Annotated in this window: 16 protein-coding genes; 4 read left to right on the forward strand and 12 right to left on the reverse strand. The window is 61.7% G+C overall.

The annotated features are described in order from the left end of the window. The first annotated feature begins 112 nt into the window (after positions 1–112). Entirely contained in the window at positions 113–850 is a 738-nt protein-coding gene (locus RHEC894_RS20255) for a sugar transferase (RefSeq protein ID WP_085738607.1), read from the forward strand. A gap of 153 nt (positions 851–1003) precedes the next feature. On the opposite strand, the gene RHEC894_RS20260 is transcribed toward RHEC894_RS20255, so the two are convergent. From RHEC894_RS20260 to RHEC894_RS20295, 8 genes are all read right to left on the reverse strand, one after another. Next, the gene (locus tag RHEC894_RS20260) at positions 1004–1411 is read right to left on the reverse strand and encodes a F0F1 ATP synthase subunit epsilon (protein WP_085738608.1); all 408 of its coding nucleotides are present in this window, start codon (positions 1409–1411) and stop codon (positions 1004–1006) included. Then, entirely contained in the window at positions 1411–1650 is a 240-nt protein-coding gene (locus RHEC894_RS20265; RefSeq protein ID WP_010065734.1) for a hypothetical protein, read from the reverse strand. The genes RHEC894_RS20260 and RHEC894_RS20265 overlap by 1 nt, the downstream gene beginning before the upstream one ends. Continuing rightward, a complete protein-coding gene (gene atpD / locus RHEC894_RS20270; protein WP_085738609.1) occupies positions 1650–3080 on the reverse strand; it encodes a F0F1 ATP synthase subunit beta in 1431 nt (476 codons plus the stop codon). The genes RHEC894_RS20265 and atpD overlap by 1 nt, the downstream gene beginning before the upstream one ends. 22 nt (positions 3081–3102) lie before the next feature. Next, positions 3103–3987, reverse strand: a complete 885-nt coding sequence (locus tag RHEC894_RS20275; RefSeq protein ID WP_085738610.1) for a F0F1 ATP synthase subunit gamma — start codon at positions 3985–3987, stop codon at positions 3103–3105. Between the two features lie 28 nt (positions 3988–4015). Beyond that, positions 4016–5545 (reverse strand): F0F1 ATP synthase subunit alpha, encoded by a 1530-nt coding sequence (atpA, locus tag RHEC894_RS20280; RefSeq protein ID WP_085738611.1) that lies wholly within the window; start codon positions 5543–5545, stop codon positions 4016–4018. Then, positions 5545–6111: a F0F1 ATP synthase subunit delta gene (locus RHEC894_RS20285; RefSeq protein ID WP_085738612.1), complete on the reverse strand. Its 567-nt coding sequence runs from the start codon at positions 6109–6111 to the stop codon at positions 5545–5547. Before RHEC894_RS20285 ends, atpA begins: the two co-directional genes overlap by 1 nt. Positions 6112–6366: 255 nt before the next feature. Beyond that, positions 6367–6756 carry a hypothetical protein gene (locus RHEC894_RS20290; protein WP_010067997.1) on the reverse strand — a complete coding sequence of 130 codons (390 nt, stop codon included), beginning with the start codon at positions 6754–6756 and terminating at the stop codon, positions 6367–6369. Positions 6757–6833: 77 nt separating this feature from the next. Beyond that, entirely contained in the window at positions 6834–9050 is a 2217-nt protein-coding gene (locus tag RHEC894_RS20295; RefSeq protein ID WP_085738613.1) for a primosomal protein N', read from the reverse strand. Positions 9051–9239: 189 nt separating this feature from the next. Here RHEC894_RS20295 and RHEC894_RS20300 point away from each other — a divergent pair, with 189 nt between their 5' ends. Further along, positions 9240–10172, forward strand: coding sequence for a dihydrodipicolinate synthase family protein (locus tag RHEC894_RS20300; protein ID WP_085738614.1), 933 nt, complete (start codon positions 9240–9242; stop codon positions 10170–10172). Positions 10173–10202: 30 nt separating this feature from the next. Here the strand turns inward: RHEC894_RS20300 and RHEC894_RS20305 are convergent, their stop codons facing one another. Continuing rightward, positions 10203–10685 carry a GNAT family N-acetyltransferase gene (locus RHEC894_RS20305; RefSeq protein ID WP_010068944.1) on the reverse strand — a complete coding sequence of 161 codons (483 nt, stop codon included), beginning with the start codon at positions 10683–10685 and terminating at the stop codon, positions 10203–10205. Positions 10686–10701: 16 nt separating this feature from the next. Next, complete coding sequence (locus RHEC894_RS20310; protein ID WP_010068945.1) at positions 10702–11652, reverse strand: 1-acyl-sn-glycerol-3-phosphate acyltransferase; 951 nt, start codon at positions 11650–11652, stop codon at positions 10702–10704. Between the two features lie 140 nt (positions 11653–11792). Here RHEC894_RS20310 and RHEC894_RS20315 point away from each other — a divergent pair, with 140 nt between their 5' ends. Both RHEC894_RS20315 and RHEC894_RS20320 read left to right on the forward strand, forming a co-directional pair. Beyond that, positions 11793–12728 (forward strand): tyrosine recombinase XerC, encoded by a 936-nt coding sequence (locus RHEC894_RS20315; protein WP_085738615.1) that lies wholly within the window; start codon positions 11793–11795, stop codon positions 12726–12728. An 88-nt stretch (positions 12729–12816) separates the two neighbouring features. Next, positions 12817–13893, forward strand: coding sequence for a TraB/GumN family protein (locus RHEC894_RS20320; protein ID WP_085739071.1), 1077 nt, complete (start codon positions 12817–12819; stop codon positions 13891–13893). Positions 13894–13905: 12 nt separating this feature from the next. Here RHEC894_RS20320 and RHEC894_RS20325 read toward each other — a convergent pair whose 3' ends face one another. Both RHEC894_RS20325 and lpdA read right to left on the reverse strand, forming a co-directional pair. Then, positions 13906–14406, reverse strand: a complete 501-nt coding sequence (locus RHEC894_RS20325; protein WP_010068077.1) for a cytochrome b/b6 domain-containing protein — start codon at positions 14404–14406, stop codon at positions 13906–13908. A gap of 102 nt (positions 14407–14508) precedes the next feature. Further along, a complete protein-coding gene (gene lpdA, locus RHEC894_RS20330) occupies positions 14509–15915 on the reverse strand; it encodes a dihydrolipoyl dehydrogenase (protein WP_085738616.1) in 1407 nt (468 codons plus the stop codon). Positions 15916–15929: the final 14 nt, after the last annotated feature.

The following is a 15929-nucleotide window of genomic DNA, read 5'->3' on the forward strand; positions in this document are numbered from 1 at the left end:
TGGCTTCTTTAGGGTTACGGATTTCTTATTTAAACCGATGACAAACGATACGTGAGGATGTATCTGTCTCCCTGCTGTTCAGTATCGCATCTAAACTTGTGGGCCTTGCGTAATGAATGCTTATACTTCGAAGACGAATTCACGCTTCGATCCGTCTCAGCGTCAGGACAAAATCAGGTCCCTGGTTATCGCGAATTCCAACATTCGCCAGCCGGACAGCTTTTCTCTCGTTGAAAGAAAGATGGCTGTGCGGCTCGGCGTGAAGCGTTTGATCGACATTGTCGCCTCGCTCAGCGCCCTCATCGTGCTGGCGCCGTTTTTTCTGGCGATCGCGCTCTTCATCAAGTTCGACGACGGCGGGCCGGTATTTTTCCGCCAGATCCGCTGGGGACTGAACGGCCACAAGATCACCGTCTTCAAGTTCCGAACGATGCGCACCGAAGCTTGCGATCCGAGCGGCGTGCAACAGACGGTCAGGGGCGACAGCCGGGTGACAGGCATCGGCGCGGTGCTCCGCAAGACCAATATCGATGAACTGCCGCAGCTTCTGAACGTCCTCAAGGGCGACATGTCGCTGGTTGGCCCGCGGTGCCACGCGATCAATATGCGGGCTGCCGGCCGGCTCTACGAAGAACTCGTGCCTGACTATCATCACCGCCACATCATGCGTCCCGGCATTACCGGCCTTGCGCAGACGCGCGGATGGCGCGGCCCGACGGCACGACCGCTGCAAGCCCGGGCCCGCATCGCCTGCGATATTTATTATGTCAGGAATTTCAGCCTGCTGCTCGACTTGAAGATTCTGTTGAAGACGCTGGTCATCGAACTACGCGGCGGCACCGGCTTCTGAGACGGATTCACTGCCTCGGCAAAGCCGCACGTGGTCGCCGCCTTTTCACTTATAAAGCCACCCGACGGGCCTGTCTTTCGTCAGCCGACAGGTCGACGGAGACAAAAAAGGCGGCTGTTGCAGCCGCCTTTCCTCATCGCAGTCGTTTTGCGATCAGTCCTGTTGAACGATGCCGCTCAGATGCGTCAGTTCCATGATGAAGTGCTCGAGCTTCGACTTATGCTCGTGCAGCTCGGCATGTTCGAGCTCCATGCGGGCGGCTTCGATGCGGCGGGTCAGTTCGTCCTTATGGAGCTCCTCGACCGGAACCGCGGATTCTGCAAGCAGGGTGCAGCCGGTCGGCAGGATATCGGCAAAACCGCCGAACACGACATAGTCCTGCTTCTTGCCGGAAGCCGAGCGCACGCTCACGACACCGGGCTTGATCGTCGTCATCGTCGGCGCGTGGTGCGCCATGACGGTCATTTCGCCTTCGGTCGCAGGAATGACGACCTCGGTCACCATCTCCGACAGCAGCAGACGCTCCGGCGAAACGAGCTCAAAGTTGAAATTGTCAGCCATCAGTGACTTACCTTCTCGGCTATGGCTTTCGCATCTTGCAATTTAGTCCCGCAGAACGGGCAGTGCATTATTGCCTGGTCGAGGTAACCGAGGCCTTCCTCGCTCTGGACCAGACCCACCACCATCATCATCACGCCGTTATCGGCGCGATAGATGATCGGCGCTGCCGGTTCCGGAAGATCCGCCACGACCCCTTTCAGGGAGTCGCAGCAGAATATCTCGTCCAAGGCATCGGTCATCAAGCAGCTGCAGAGAGCTTCTTGGCCTTTTCGATGGCTTCGTCGATCGAGCCGACCATGTAGAAGGCAGCTTCCGGCAGGTTGTCGTACTCGCCGTTGACGAGGCCCTTGAAGCCTTTGATCGTGTCTTCGAGAGCAACCAGCTTGCCCGGCGAGCCGGTGAAGACTTCGGCAACGAAGAACGGCTGCGACAGGAAGCGCTCGATCTTGCGGGCGCGGGCAACCGACAGCTTGTCCTCTTCGGACAATTCGTCCATGCCCAGGATGGCGATGATGTCCTGCAGGGCCTTGTAGCGCTGCAGCGTCGACTGAACCTTACGGGCGATTTCGTAGTGCTCTTCGCCGACAACGAGCGGGTCGAGCATGCGCGAGGTCGAGTCGAGCGGGTCGACAGCCGGATAGATGCCCTTTTCAGCGATCGAACGCGACAGAACCGTCGTTGCGTCCAAGTGGGCGAACGAGGTTGCCGGCGCCGGGTCGGTCAAGTCGTCGGCCGGAACGTAAATGGCCTGGACCGAGGTGATCGAGCCCGTCGTCGTCGTGGTGATGCGTTCCTGCATCTGGCCCATGTCGGTTGCGAGCGTCGGCTGATAACCCACGGCCGAAGGAATACGGCCGAGCAAAGCCGACACTTCCGAACCAGCCTGCGTGAAGCGGAAGATGTTGTCGACGAAGAACAGAACGTCCTGACCCTGGTCGCGGAAATGTTCTGCGACCGTCAGACCCGTCAGAGCGACGCGAGCGCGCGCACCCGGCGGTTCGTTCATCTGGCCGTAAACGAGCGCAGCCTTGGAGCCTTCGCCGCCGCCGTGCTTGTTGACGCCCGATTCGATCATTTCATGGTAAAGGTCGTTGCCTTCGCGGGTGCGTTCACCGACGCCCGCGAAAACCGAGTAACCACCGTGCGCCTTGGCGACGTTGTTGATCAGTTCCATGATGAGAACGGTCTTGCCGACGCCGGCGCCGCCGAACAGGCCGATCTTGCCGCCCTTTGCGTAAGGCGCGAGAAGGTCGACGACCTTGATGCCGGTGACGAGGATCTGGGCTTCCGTGGACTGCTCGACGTAAGCCGGAGCGTCCTGATGGATGGCGCGCCTGTGAGCGGTGTTCAGCGGGCCTGCTTCGTCGACCGGCTCGCCGATGACATTCATGATGCGGCCGAGCGTTTCATCGCCGACCGGAACCGAGATCGGAGCACCGGTATCGATGACCTGCTGGCCACGAACGAGACCTTCGCTCGAGTCCATCGCGATGGTGCGGACTTCGTTTTCGCCCAGATGCTGAGCGACTTCGAGAACCAGGCGGATGCCGTTGTTGTCGGTTTCGAGCGCGTTCAAAATCGCCGGCAGTTCGCCTTCGAAAGCAACGTCGACGACGGCGCCGATAACCTGGGTGACTTTGCCGACAGAGCGGGTAGCTGCCTCAGCCATTTTCTTACCCTCTTTCCCTAACTCAGAGCGCTTCCGCGCCCGAAATGATTTCAATCAGTTCCTTGGTGATCTGAGCCTGACGCTGACGGTTGTAGCTCAGCGTCAGCTTGTTGATCATCTCACCGGCATTGCGCGTCGCATTGTCCATCGCGCTCATCTTGGCGCCCATCTCGCCCGCGACGTTCTCAAGGAGAGCGCGGAAGATCTGGACGGAGATATTGCGCGGGATCAGGTCGTCGAGGATCGACGCCGGATCCGGCTCGTATTCGTAGACGGCGCCCGCATGTTCTGCATCCTCGGCGACGACTTCCGGAGCCTTGGCCGGGATGAGCTGCTGTGCAGTCGGAACCTGGCTGATCACCGACTTGAACTCGGAGTAGAACAGCGTGCAGATGTCGAACTCGCCGGCCTCGTACATCTCGATGATGCGCTTGCCGATCTGGTCGGCATTCTCGAAACCGATCTTCTTGACTTCGCGCAGTTCCTTGCGCTCGATGATCAGCGACGCATATTCACGGCGCAGGATGTCGTAACCCTTCTTGCCGACCGTGAAGATCTTCACCGTCTTGCCTTCGGCAAGCAGCTTGCGGACATGGTCACGCGCAAAGCGCGCAATCTGCGAGTTGAAGCCGCCGCACAGACCGCGTTCGGCCGTGCAGACCACCAGCAGGTGAACCTGGTCCTTGCCGGTGCCTGTCATCAGTGCCGGCGCGCCATCCGCCTCGGTGACGGCCTTGGCGATATTAGCCAGAACCGCACCCATGCGCTGCGAATAGGGCCGGGCGGCTTCGGCCGCCTCCTGCGCACGCCGAAGCTTCGCCGCGGCGACCATTTTCATCGCCTTGGTGATCTTCTGCGTCGCCTTGACGGAGGCGATCCGGTTTTTCAGATCCTTAAGTGAAGGCATCCGTTATCCGTCCTAACTTAGGGCCCGATTACGAGAAAGACTTTGCGAAGCTATCGAGAGCAGCATTGAGCTTGCCCTTGGTATCATCGCTGATTGCCTTTTCCGTGCGGATTGCGTCGAGGATGGCGGAGCCTTCCGAACGCAGGTACGAAAGCAAGCCCTGCTCGAACTTGCCGACCGATGCGACCGGCAGCTTGTCGAGATAGCCGTTGACGCCGGCGAAGATCACGGCGACCTGCTCTTCCGTCTTCAGCGGCGAGAACTGCGGCTGCTTCAGGAGTTCGGTCAGGCGCGCACCGCGGTTCAGCAGGCGCTGCGTTGCAGCGTCGAGGTCCGAACCGAACTGGGCGAAGGCGGCCATTTCGCGATACTGGGCGAGTTCGCCCTTGATCGAGCCGGCAACCTGCTTCATCGCCTTGATCTGCGCCGAAGAACCGACGCGGGAAACCGACAGACCGACGTTAACGGCCGGACGGATGCCCTGGTAGAACAGGTCGGTTTCGAGGAAGATCTGGCCGTCGGTGATCGAGATCACGTTGGTCGGAATGAAGGCCGAAACGTCGTTGCCCTGCGTTTCGATGACGGGCAGAGCGGTCAGCGAACCGGCGCCCTTGTCGTCATTCATCTTTGCGGCGCGCTCGAGGAGACGCGAATGCAGGTAGAAAACGTCGCCCGGATAGGCTTCGCGGCCCGGCGGGCGGCGCAGCAGCAGCGACATCTGGCGGTAAGCGACAGCCTGCTTGGACAGGTCGTCATAGCCGATCAGGGCGTGCTGGGCGTTGTCGCGGAAGTATTCGCCCATTGCGCAACCTGCGAACGGAGCGAGGAACTGCATCGGAGCCGGGTCGGAAGCCGTCGCAGCAACGATGATCGAGTACTTCAGGGCGCCGCGCTCTTCGAGGACCTTGACGAACTGGGCAACGGTGGAGCGCTTCTGGCCGACGGCGACGTAGACGCAGTAGAGCTTATCGTTGTCAGGGCCGTTGTCGTGGATCGGCTTCTGGTTCAGGAAGGTGTCGAGCAGGATCGCGGTCTTGCCGGTCTGGCGGTCGCCGATGACGAGCTCGCGCTGGCCGCGGCCGACCGGGATGAGCGCGTCGATGGCCTTGAGGCCGGTCGACATCGGCTCATGAACCGACTTGCGCGGAATGATGCCTGGGGCCTTGACGTCGACACGCGCACGGCGGGTCGCGTTGATCGGGCCCTTGCCGTCGATCGGGTTGCCGAGCGCGTCGACGACGCGGCCGAGCAGCTCCGGACCGATCGGAACGTCAACGATGGCGCCCGTGCGCTTGACGGTATCGCCTTCCTTGATGTCGCGGTCGGAGCCGAAAATAACAACACCGACGTTATCAGATTCAAGGTTCAGGGCCATGCCGCGGATGCCGCCGGGGAACTCGACCATTTCACCGGCTTGGACATTGTCCAGACCGTAAACGCGAGCGATACCGTCACCGACGGAGAGAACCTGGCCGACTTCCGAGACTTCCGCCTCTTTGCCGAAATTTTTGATCTGGTCTTTGAGAATTGCCGAAATTTCCGCGGCGCGGATATCCATCAGCCGACCTCTTTCAATGCAAGCTTAAGGGTAGAGAGTTTGGTACGAAGAGACGTATCAATCTGACGGGACCCGACCTTGACGATCAGACCACCAAGAATTGACGGATCAACCGTGACGGCAATCGCCACGTCTTTGCCGGTGACGCCCTTCAGCGCCGCCTTCAATTCATTTTCCTGCTCTGCGGAGAGAGCATGGGCCGAGGTGACCTCGGCGGAAATTTCGCCACGATGGTTGGCGGCGATCAGCCGGAAGGCCTTGATCATGCCCGGCAGGGCGAACAGGCGGCGGTTGCGCGCCACGACCTTCAGGAAGTTGGCGAAGAAGCCCGAGATGCCGGCCTTTTCGCTGATGGCGACGATCGCCTTCAGCTGGTCCTCGGCGGAGAAAACCGGGCTCAGGATAAAGCGCTTCAGATCATCGCTCTCATCCAGCATCGCCTGGAAACGGTCAAGATCTGCAGTTACGGTACCGACGGCGTTCTCTTCGAGCGCCAGCTCGAAAAGCGACGAGGCATAGCGCTCTGCAACACCAGAAGTAAGCTGGGACGTGTCTGCCACTGGCACAAATTTCCCTGATTTCAACCCAAAATCCGGCTCTCGGCGGGCGCCGAACCTATGATCTTGAATTCGTTTTGATTTCCCCCAGAAATCACAAGAGAAGCCTCTTGCTTCTTCCGAAATTCGGGGTCCGTCTAACATAGGATGTTCGGACTCGCAACACGCGTAATGCCCGAATACGCCTTTCACATGAATTTCTGTTCGCAAAATTGCGCAATGGCCTGAAAGCCGGCCAGGGAGACCGTCTGCCGGCAGCGGGATTCACGTTTGGATGAAGCCGAAAACATAGAGCAGCGGCAGGGCGGCCAAAGCAATTTGCACAACCAAAAGTAAATAGTTGACGAGATTACTCCCCTTATCGGACAGGATCGAGATGATCCGGGCAAAGGCGGCCATCACAAAAGAAGCGCCAAGCGCCATGTAGATCGTCGTCTGGGCAAGCATGATCGCCGCGAGGCCGAAGCCGAGATAGAAACCGCCCATCGAGCGCGCTTCGCCGAAACCTTCCGGCCGTCCCTCCCGCGCCTGCAGGCCGAGAAGACGCAGGGCGTGGCCCGGCGCAAACATCATGATGAAACCGGCGAGCGCCGTGAACGCGGCGGAACAAAAGGCAAGCTGCTCGCCAAGCTCGGTCGGAAAGTAAAATTCCATGCGTCAGCCCCAAATCGCCCGGATGATTCGGTGTTTATGGCATGCGCCGGAAAAGGAGGAAATGGCGGGGTTATGTTTTAGAGAAAACTCTGCGGATCGATGTCGAGCTGTACCTGTACCGATCCGCGCTCCCTGGGCGATTGCGACAGCATCGCCCGCAGGAAGCCCTGCATGTCGGAGTTCCGCCGGCCGTGCACCAGCAGGCGGAAGCGATGGCGACCGCGCACCAGTGCAAGCGGGGCTTCGGCCGGGCCGAGCACCGAAATGCCCGACACCTGCGGCGCCGCATTGCGCATGCCGCGCGCATGATTTTCCGCGTCATGGCGGGTTTCGGCCGAAACGATGATCGAGGCGAGCCTGCCGAACGGCGGCAGTATGGCGCGTTCGCGTTCGGTGATCTCGCGCTCGTAGAAGGCATCGGAATCGCCCGATACAATCGCCTGCATGACGGGATGCTGCGGCTGGTAGGTCTGCAGCAGCCCGTGGCTCTTGAGGCCGGTGCGCCCGGCCCGGCCGGTCACCTGCGACAGGAGCTGAAAGGTGCGCTCGGCGGCGCGCGGGTCGCCATTGGCAAGGCCGAGGTCGGCATCGACGATGCCGACCAGCGTCATAAGCGGAAAATTATGTCCTTTGGCGACCAGCTGGGTGCCGATGACGATATCCGCCTCGCCCTTGGCGATTGCATCGAGCTCCAGCCGCAGCCGCTTCACTCCGCCCATGATATCGGAGGAGAGAACGATCGTCCGTGCCTCCGGGAAATGCCGCTCCACCTCCTCGGCAATGCGCTCGACGCCCGGCCCGCAGGCGACGAGGTGATCGAGCGTGCCGCATTCCGGGCATGCTTCCGGCGTGCGCTCGGCATAACCGCATTGATGGCATTGCAGCTGCTTGCGGAAGCGATGTTCGACCAGCCAGCTCGAACATTGCGGGCATTGGAACCGGTGGCCGCAGACCCGGCAGAGCGTCAGCGGCGCATAACCGCGCCGGTTGAGAAAAAGCAGCGCCTGCTGGCGCTTTTCCACCGTCTTGCCGATCGCCCGGATCAGCACCGGTGACAGGAAGCCGCCGCGCTCAGGCGCGTGCCGGCGCATATCGATGAGATGCAGGTCCGGCAGCGCCGCGTCGCCGAAACGGGTCGGCAGGTGGACGGTGCTGTAGCGCCCGCTCTGTCCATTGACCTGGCTTTCGACCGAGGGTGTCGCCGATACCAGAATGACGGGAAAATCGCCGATGCGGCCGCGCACCACGGCCATATCGCGCGCATTATAGAAGACGCGATCCTCCTGCTTGTAGGCAGGATCGTGCTCCTCGTCGACGATGATCAGACCAAGATCCTCAAAGGGCAGGAAGAGCGCCGAGCGGGCGCCGGCCACGACGCGCACCTCGCCGGTCACCGCCTGGCGCCAGACCTTTTCGCGCATGCGCGGCGCCAGATCGGAATGCCATTCGGCCGGCTTTGCCCCGAAGCGATCCTGGAAGCGCTCCATGAAACTGGCCGTCAGCGCGATCTCCGGCAGCAGAATCAGCACCTGCCTGCCGCGTTTCAGCGTCTCGGCAATCGCCTCGAAATAAACCTCGGTCTTGCCGGAGCCGGTCACCCCGTCGATCAGCGACACCGAAAACTCGCCCTTGCGGATGTCGGACACGATCTCTTCGGCCGCCGCCCTCTGCGGCCCTTCGAGCCGTGCGGCGGCGAAATCCGGATCGGGCATCGCCACCACCGGCGGCGGCGGCAGGAATATCGTTTCGAAAATGCCGAGCGTAATCAGCCCGTCGACGACGCTGGTCGAAACCCCTGCCGCATGCGCCAGGCCGCTGCGCGTCCAGGAAAGCCCGTCGGAGGCCGTATCGAGCACCCGGGCGCGCGCCGGCGTCATCCGCTCCGGTTCGCCGCCGACGAATTTCAACCCCTCCACCATCGGCTCCGGCTCGAAGGCATTCGGCGCCCTCAGCGCCATGCGCGCGACGAGGCCGGGCGGCGAGAGCGTATAGGTCGCGACCCAATCGATGAAATCGCGCATCTCCCGGGAGAGCGGCGGGCAGTCGAAGACATGGCTGATCGGCCGCAGTTTCTTCGGATCGACACCGTCCTCGCCGCCGTCCCAGACGACGCCGATCACCTGCCGCGGCCCGAGCGGCACCTGCACGACCGAGCCGGGCTCGACCGCCATGCCATCCGGCACCGAATAGGAATAGGGTTTGGGCGCCGGCATCGGCACCAGCACGGGAACCGTTCGGTTCGCGGGCGGTGCTTCGAAAAGCGCGCCAAAGAGATCGGACGAATCTGTGCTCATCGGGCGAGACCATGCCCGCAAATCGATGCAATTGGAACCGCAAAGACGGGGCGGCGTCTCTTGCATCCCTGATCGCCTGCAGCCCGAACGAAAAGGTTGCCGGGCAAGCGATTGGCTGCATAGATTGCCGGACGATCTTGTTCGAAATGCCGAAGCGCTGTTCTTCGGCCGCTGAATTGGAGAGCACCAATGGCCAGACTGACCGAAGATGCCAAGGGCGTCTATGTGATCGCCGTAACCCCGTTCACCGATGACGGCGCACTCGATCTCGGCAGCATCGACAGCATGGTCGATTTCTACGAGGGCGCCGGCGTCACCGGGCTGACGGTGCTTGGCCAACTGGGCGAGGCCCCGAAGCTGACCGCCGAGGAATCGCGGACCGTGGTCGAGCGTGTGCTGAAGCGCCTCGACGGACGGCTGCCTGTCGTGGTCGGCGTCTCGGCGCCGGGACTTGCCCCGATGCGCGAACTTTCCGAAGCCGCCATGGCAGCGGGTGCTGCCGGCGTCATGGTTGCGCCACCCTGGACCGTCAAGACCGACGACCAGGCCTTCGCCTTCTACCAGTCGGTCGGCGAAACCCTGGGTGAAACGCCCTTCGTGCTGCAGGATTATCCGCTCACCACCAATGTGACAATCGCGCCCAAGGTAATCGAGCGCATCGTCAACGAGGTGCCGAACTGCGTCATGCTCAAGCACGAGGATTGGCCGGGCCTTGCGAAGATATCGGCGCTTCGCGCCGCCAGCGACAAGGGCGGCATGCGGCGCATCTCCATCCTTTGCGGCAATGGCGGGCTTTTCCTCCCCGAAGAGATGGGCCGCGGCGCAGATGGCGCCATGACCGGATTCTGTTATCCCGAGATGATGGTCGGCGTCGTCGAGGCCTATGCGGCCGGACATCCCGATCGCGCCCATGCGATCTTCGACGCCTATCTGCCGCTCGCCCGCTATGAACAGCAGCAGGGCGTCGGCCTTGCCTGCCGCAAATATGTGCTTGCCAAGCGCGGCGTGATCAAATCCGCCATCCTGCGCAAACCGGGCGCCAGGCTCTCGGCACTCGATATTGCCGATATCGAGCGGTTGCTGGCACGCCAGGCCATCCGCCTCCGGGAGATCGGAGCGTAAATCTCGACGCCGCCTGCAGATTGCCATCCATCACCGGCGCGAATCCCTGACCGCTGGATCGTCGCGCTCACCCGGGCCATGCAAATCGAGACGATGTGTGTGGCCATCCCGCCCGGTGGCCTGAAATCCGAGCGACTCCCAGAATTTCGCCGCACCGGTATTTCCCGCATGAACGGTGACGATGCTGGAGCACGATCGCGCATGGTCGAGCAGCGCCAGTGCCAACATCCGGCCGATGCCGCGCCCGCGCATTGCGGGACGAATGTAGAAACGTCGCATCCGCAACGCGCCCGGCATGGCGGCTTCAATGGTCATGCCTCCAACGCCGGCAAACGCCCGATCGACATAGGCGCCCAGCAACCTTTCGCCGTCACGCTCGAACCTGACGGCACCAGCCGACCAGTCATCGATCAGCCGGGCGATATGGAAATATCCTTCCCGCCGGGCCTCGCCTTCGAGGTCTGCGATCTCATCCGGCAATCGATCGCGGATCATGCGGATATCGGTCGTCATGGCAGTGCCGATCGATTTAAATGGCAGGAACCGGAAGCTCGCGAGGGATCGCCGCAGCCGGCGGGCCGACCGGCGCAAAGGTCGCGTCGCCATCGGCTGCCATATCATGCACCGTATGTTTCTCCAGCGCCTTCGTCACCTCGTTAAGGTCGCCATCCAGATGTTCGGCAGGAATGAGATTGCCGATCACGAAATCGAAGCGGTCGCCGCGTTTGTTCAACAGTTCGTGAAACACCGTCATGTCGCGAAGTTCCGTCGACCATTTCGCCAGCCAGTAGAACAGGCCGGAATTGCGCGCCGTCATGTGGACGGGAAGGATCGGCAGATTATATTTGCGCGCCAGCCCGACGGCCGAAGTCTTCCATGGGCGTTCGTTCAGCCGGCCATTCGCCCAGTAAGCGATGCGGCCGGAGGGAAAGAGCACCGTCGCCTTGCCTTCCCGCACCGCGTGGTTGGTCAATTGCAGCGTCTCGCGCGCCTTCAGCTTGCTCTTATGCTCCTCCCGCCATTCGACGGGGATGATCACCTCAGCAAAGCGTGGATTGACGCGGATCGCATCGCGATTGGCGAAGAACATCATATCCGGCCGGCGTGCCTTCAGGAGATCGAACACGGCAACGCCGTCGGCAATGCCCGTGGGATGATTGCTGACGAGGATAAAGCCGCCGCTACTCGGAATGCGTTCGCCATTGGTGATGCCGATATCGAGTTTCAGCACGCCGCTCAGATATTCGAACGACTGGAAACCCGGCATTTTGGCAACCGCATTGGCGAATTCGATCGCCTTGTTGTAGCGCAGCAGCGTGTAGAGGAACGGTCGCATGACCGGCCAGAGCGGATGTTTCACGATCCTCTGGCCGCGTTCGGCAATCAGCGTGTCGACGATATGACCGGGCTTTCCCTGTGAAACGAGAGCGATCGCTTCCGCGAGCTGTCCGAAAGCCGTCATGGAATCGCGCCGTGCCATGAAAGATCCTGTCTATGGGGTATAAAGCTATCGCAGGAGAATATGATCCGGGGATGACAAAGGTTTGGCCGGCATTAGCAATTCCATAACCGTTCCTGCTTCAAATTGGCGGACTTGAAGGCAAATTCAAGGCCAGCGACGTGAACGAACTCTTGATCATCGCCGATCCCAGCCTGATGGCGGAACGGGCCGCATGGCTCGAAAATCTCGCCCGCGAACGTCGTCTTTCCGAGCATACGCTCGATGCCTATGAGCGCGACACCCGCCAGTTCCTGACCTTCCTGACCGGTCACCTCGCCGGCCCGACGACGCTTGGCGATATCAGGGAATTGCGCCCCGCCGATTTCCGCGCCTTCCTGGCGGCCCGGCGCAAGCAGGGCTCCGGCGCCCGCTCGCTTGGTCGCAATCTCGCCGGGCTGCGCTCGCTGCTGCGCCATCTGGAAAAGAAAGGCCTGGTCAATGCCGCCGGCGCCGGCGCGATCCGCTCGCCGAAACAGCCGAAATCGCTGCCCAAGCCACTGTCGGACACCCAGGCGATCACCGTCGTCAGCAACGAAGCCCAACTGCACGACGAACCCTGGATCGCCGCGCGCGACGCGGCCGTCATGACGCTGCTCTATGGCTGCGGCCTGCGTATCTCCGAGGCGCTGGATCTCGTTCCCGCCGATCTGCAAAAGGGTGCCACGACACTGCGCATCACCGGCAAGGGCAACAAGACGCGGCTGGTACCGCTGCTCTCCGTGGTTTTCGACGCGGTCGAGAAATATCGGACACTCTGCCCACACGATCTGGAGGCAGCAGAGCCGCTGTTTCGCGGTGCGCGCGGCGGCAAGCTGCAGCCGGCAATCATCCAGCGCGCCATGCAGAAACTGCGCAGCGCCTTCGGCCTGCCGGAGACCGCAACGCCCCATGCGCTTCGCCACTCCTTCGCCACCCACCTGCTTGCCGGCGGCGGCGATCTGCGCACCATCCAGGAACTGCTTGGACATGCCAGCCTTTCGACAACGCAGGTCTATACCGGGGTGGATGCCTCGCGGCTCCTGGAAGTGTATGATCGCGCCCATCCGCGCGCCTAAGCTTTCGTTAACGCATTCTCTTAAGGGAATATGCGCAAGCCGGGCGTAGAGCATGACACGCATAAGGCATGTGATCGGAAACACCATCATGACGATATCAATCGGCCGCCGGACGTCTTACCTTGCAGTGTCGGCCAATCTGCTTCTCTGGTTGATCGCAGCCTTTCATATACTGCTGCTCGCGGCCTTGTTTGTCGCCTTCCTCGTCGCAAGACCGGCAGCGGCCGAAGACGCGGCCTGCACCGGTCGCAACCTGATGGTCGAGCTGCAGCAGAACGATCCGGCCCGCTATGCCGAGGCGGTGAAGGAAGCCGAGGCAACGCCGAACGGCAAAGGCATTTTCTGGAAAATCGAAAAGCCCGGACTTGCACCCTCGTGGCTGCTCGGCAGCATGCATGTCACCGACCCGCGTGTGCTGGCCCTGCCGCCGCGCGCCCAGGCCGCCCACGACGCGGCGAATACGATCATCATCGAATCCGACGAGATTCTCGATGAGCGCAAAGCGACCGCCGCCCTGCTCGCTCGGCCGGAACTGACGATGTTCACCGACGGCACGACGATCGACAAGCTGCTTTCTCCCGAGGACTATAAGCGCCTCGAAGCAGGCCTCAAGCAGCGTGGCATCCCGCTCAGCGCCGTCTCCCGCATGCGGCCGTGGATGATCTCCAGCGCCGTTGCCCTGCCGGCCTGCGAGATCGCCCGCAAGGCCAAAGGCGTGCAGTTCCTCGACCAGAAGATCGCCACCGACGCCGTTGCTCAGGGCAAACAGGTCAAGGGGCTGGAAACGCTGGCCGAACAGATCCAGGCCATGGCCGACCTGCCGATCGAATTCCATCTGAAATCGCTGATCGAGACGCTGGAACTCGGCGACAGGATGAGCGATGTGGTGGAGACGATGACCGACCTCTATCTCTCCGGCGACATCGGCATGACCATGCCGATGCTGAAGACCGTGACGCCCGAGGACAAGGACGAAAGCAACGACTACGCCGCCTTCGAACAGCGCGTCATCCTCGACCGCAACAAGGTGATGGCCGAGCGCGCCGCTCCCATTCTCGAGAGCGGCAATGTCTTCATGGCGGTCGGCGCCCTGCACCTGCCCGGCAAGGCCGGCGTCATCGAACTGCTGCGCCAGCAGGGCTTTACGGTGACGGCGGTGAACTGAACCCGCCGGCGCTCAGCCGAGTGTCATGCGGCGCAGCACATTGGTTTTCCAATAGAACTGATGGACGAGCGCGCCGGCGACATGCGCCGCGATCAGCGCCCAGAGGATGATTTTCAGAATATCCGCGTGGAACGACCCGGCGGGATTGATGCCGAAATAATAGGCCGCGATGCCCGAAAGCGGCATGGCGAAGATCAGGATGTAGAGGCCGGCATGAGCAAGCTTCGCCGCAAGGCGAAAGATCGCTGGTTCCTCCGCGACCTCGGCCGGCGCCCCCTTGGTAAAACGCAGCCCGAGCCTGACGGCTGCGAGCAGCAGGATGGCAATGCCGACATAGGCATGGATATTCGCCGACGCAATCTGCTCCGGCGTCGGCACCTCGCCTCTGCGCATCAGCCGATGCCAGATGTTCATGCCGTCGGGAAACAGCAGATTGAAGAAGATCAGCAGCGCCACCGCCCAGTGAAGAAGGCGCTGGCTTAGGCTGTAACCCTTGGCGGACGGCTGCTGCATTTCTTCACCTTCATCAAATACCGGACTCTGCGATACGCCACAAATAAAGCAGCCGCCTGCCTTGCAGCAAGCGGCTCCAGGCTTTGTTACGAAGATGTAAGCTTACATATGGATCGGCTTGAAGAAGGTCGCGAGCGCTGCCTCCTTCACCGCTTCCGACATCGTCGGATGCGCGTGGCAGCTGCGGCCGAGATCTTCCGACGAGCCGCCGAATTCCATCAGCACGGCGATCTCGTGAATCATCTCGCCGGCGCCGAAGCCGACGATATGGCCGCCGAGCACCCGGTCGGTTTCCTTGTCGGCAAGGATTTTGACGAAGCCGTCGGTTGCCAGCATCGCGCGGGCACGGCCGTTTGCGGTGAAGGGGAACTTGCCGACCTTATAGGCAATGCCTGCCGCCTTCAGCTCCTCCTCGGTCTTGCCGACCGAGGCGATTTCCGGCTGGGTGTAGACGACGCCCGGAATGACGTCGTAATTGACGTGGCCGTGCTGGCCGGCGAGGATTTCGGCGAGCGCCACACCCTCGTCCTCGGCCTTGTGCGCCAGCATCGGACCCTTGACCACATCGCCGATCGCATAGATGCCGGCGACATTGGTCTTGAAGTGACCGTCGATCTCGACGCGGCCGCGATTGTCGAGCACAACACCGGCCTCTTCCAGGCCGAGACCCGATGTATAAGGCTTGCGGCCGGTGGCAATCAGCACGACTTCGGCCTCGAGCGTCACCGCCTCACCGCCCTTGACCGGCTCGAACGTGACCTTGGCGCCCTTGTCGCCCTTTTCGACGCCGGTGACCTTGGCGCTAAGATTGAAATCGATGCCCTGCTTGGCGAGCATGCGCTGGAACTGCTTGGAGACTTCGCCATCCATGCCGCCGAGGATGGTGTCGAGATATTCGACAACGGTGACCTTGGCGCCGAGGCGCGACCAGACCGAGCCGAGTTCGAGGCCGATGACGCCGCCGCCGACGACGATCAGCGTTTCCGGCACCTTTTCCAGCGCGATGCCGCCGGTGGACGAGATGATGGTCTTTTCATCGATCTCGACCTGTACGCCGGGAATGCCGGCAACCTCGGAACCCGTGGCGATAACGATGTTCTTGCCCTCGATCTCCTGCACCGCGCCGTCGGCGGCGGTGACGGAAACCTTGCCGGCCGAAACGATCTTGCCGGCGCCCTGGAAGGTATCGATCTTGTTCTTCTTGAAGAGGAAGGCGACACCGTCGACATTCGCCTTCACCGTCGCGTCCTTGTGGGCCATCATATTACCGAGGTTGAGCGTCGGCGCCGGAATGTCGATCCCGAGCGCGCTCATGCCGTGACCGGCCTGATGGAACATTTCGGAGGCATGCAGCAGCGCCTTGGACGGGATGCAGCCGACATTCAGGCAGGTGCCGCCATAGGTCGCCCGCTTTTCGACGACGGCGACCTTGAGGCCGAGCTGGGCTGCCTTGACGGCGCAGACATAGCCGCCAGGGCCGGTTCCGATAATGATGACATCATAAGACATTTGTTTTTCCCTTT

This window comes from Rhizobium sp. CIAT894, from assembly GCF_000172795.2.
Lineage (GTDB): Bacteria > Pseudomonadota > Alphaproteobacteria > Rhizobiales > Rhizobiaceae > Rhizobium.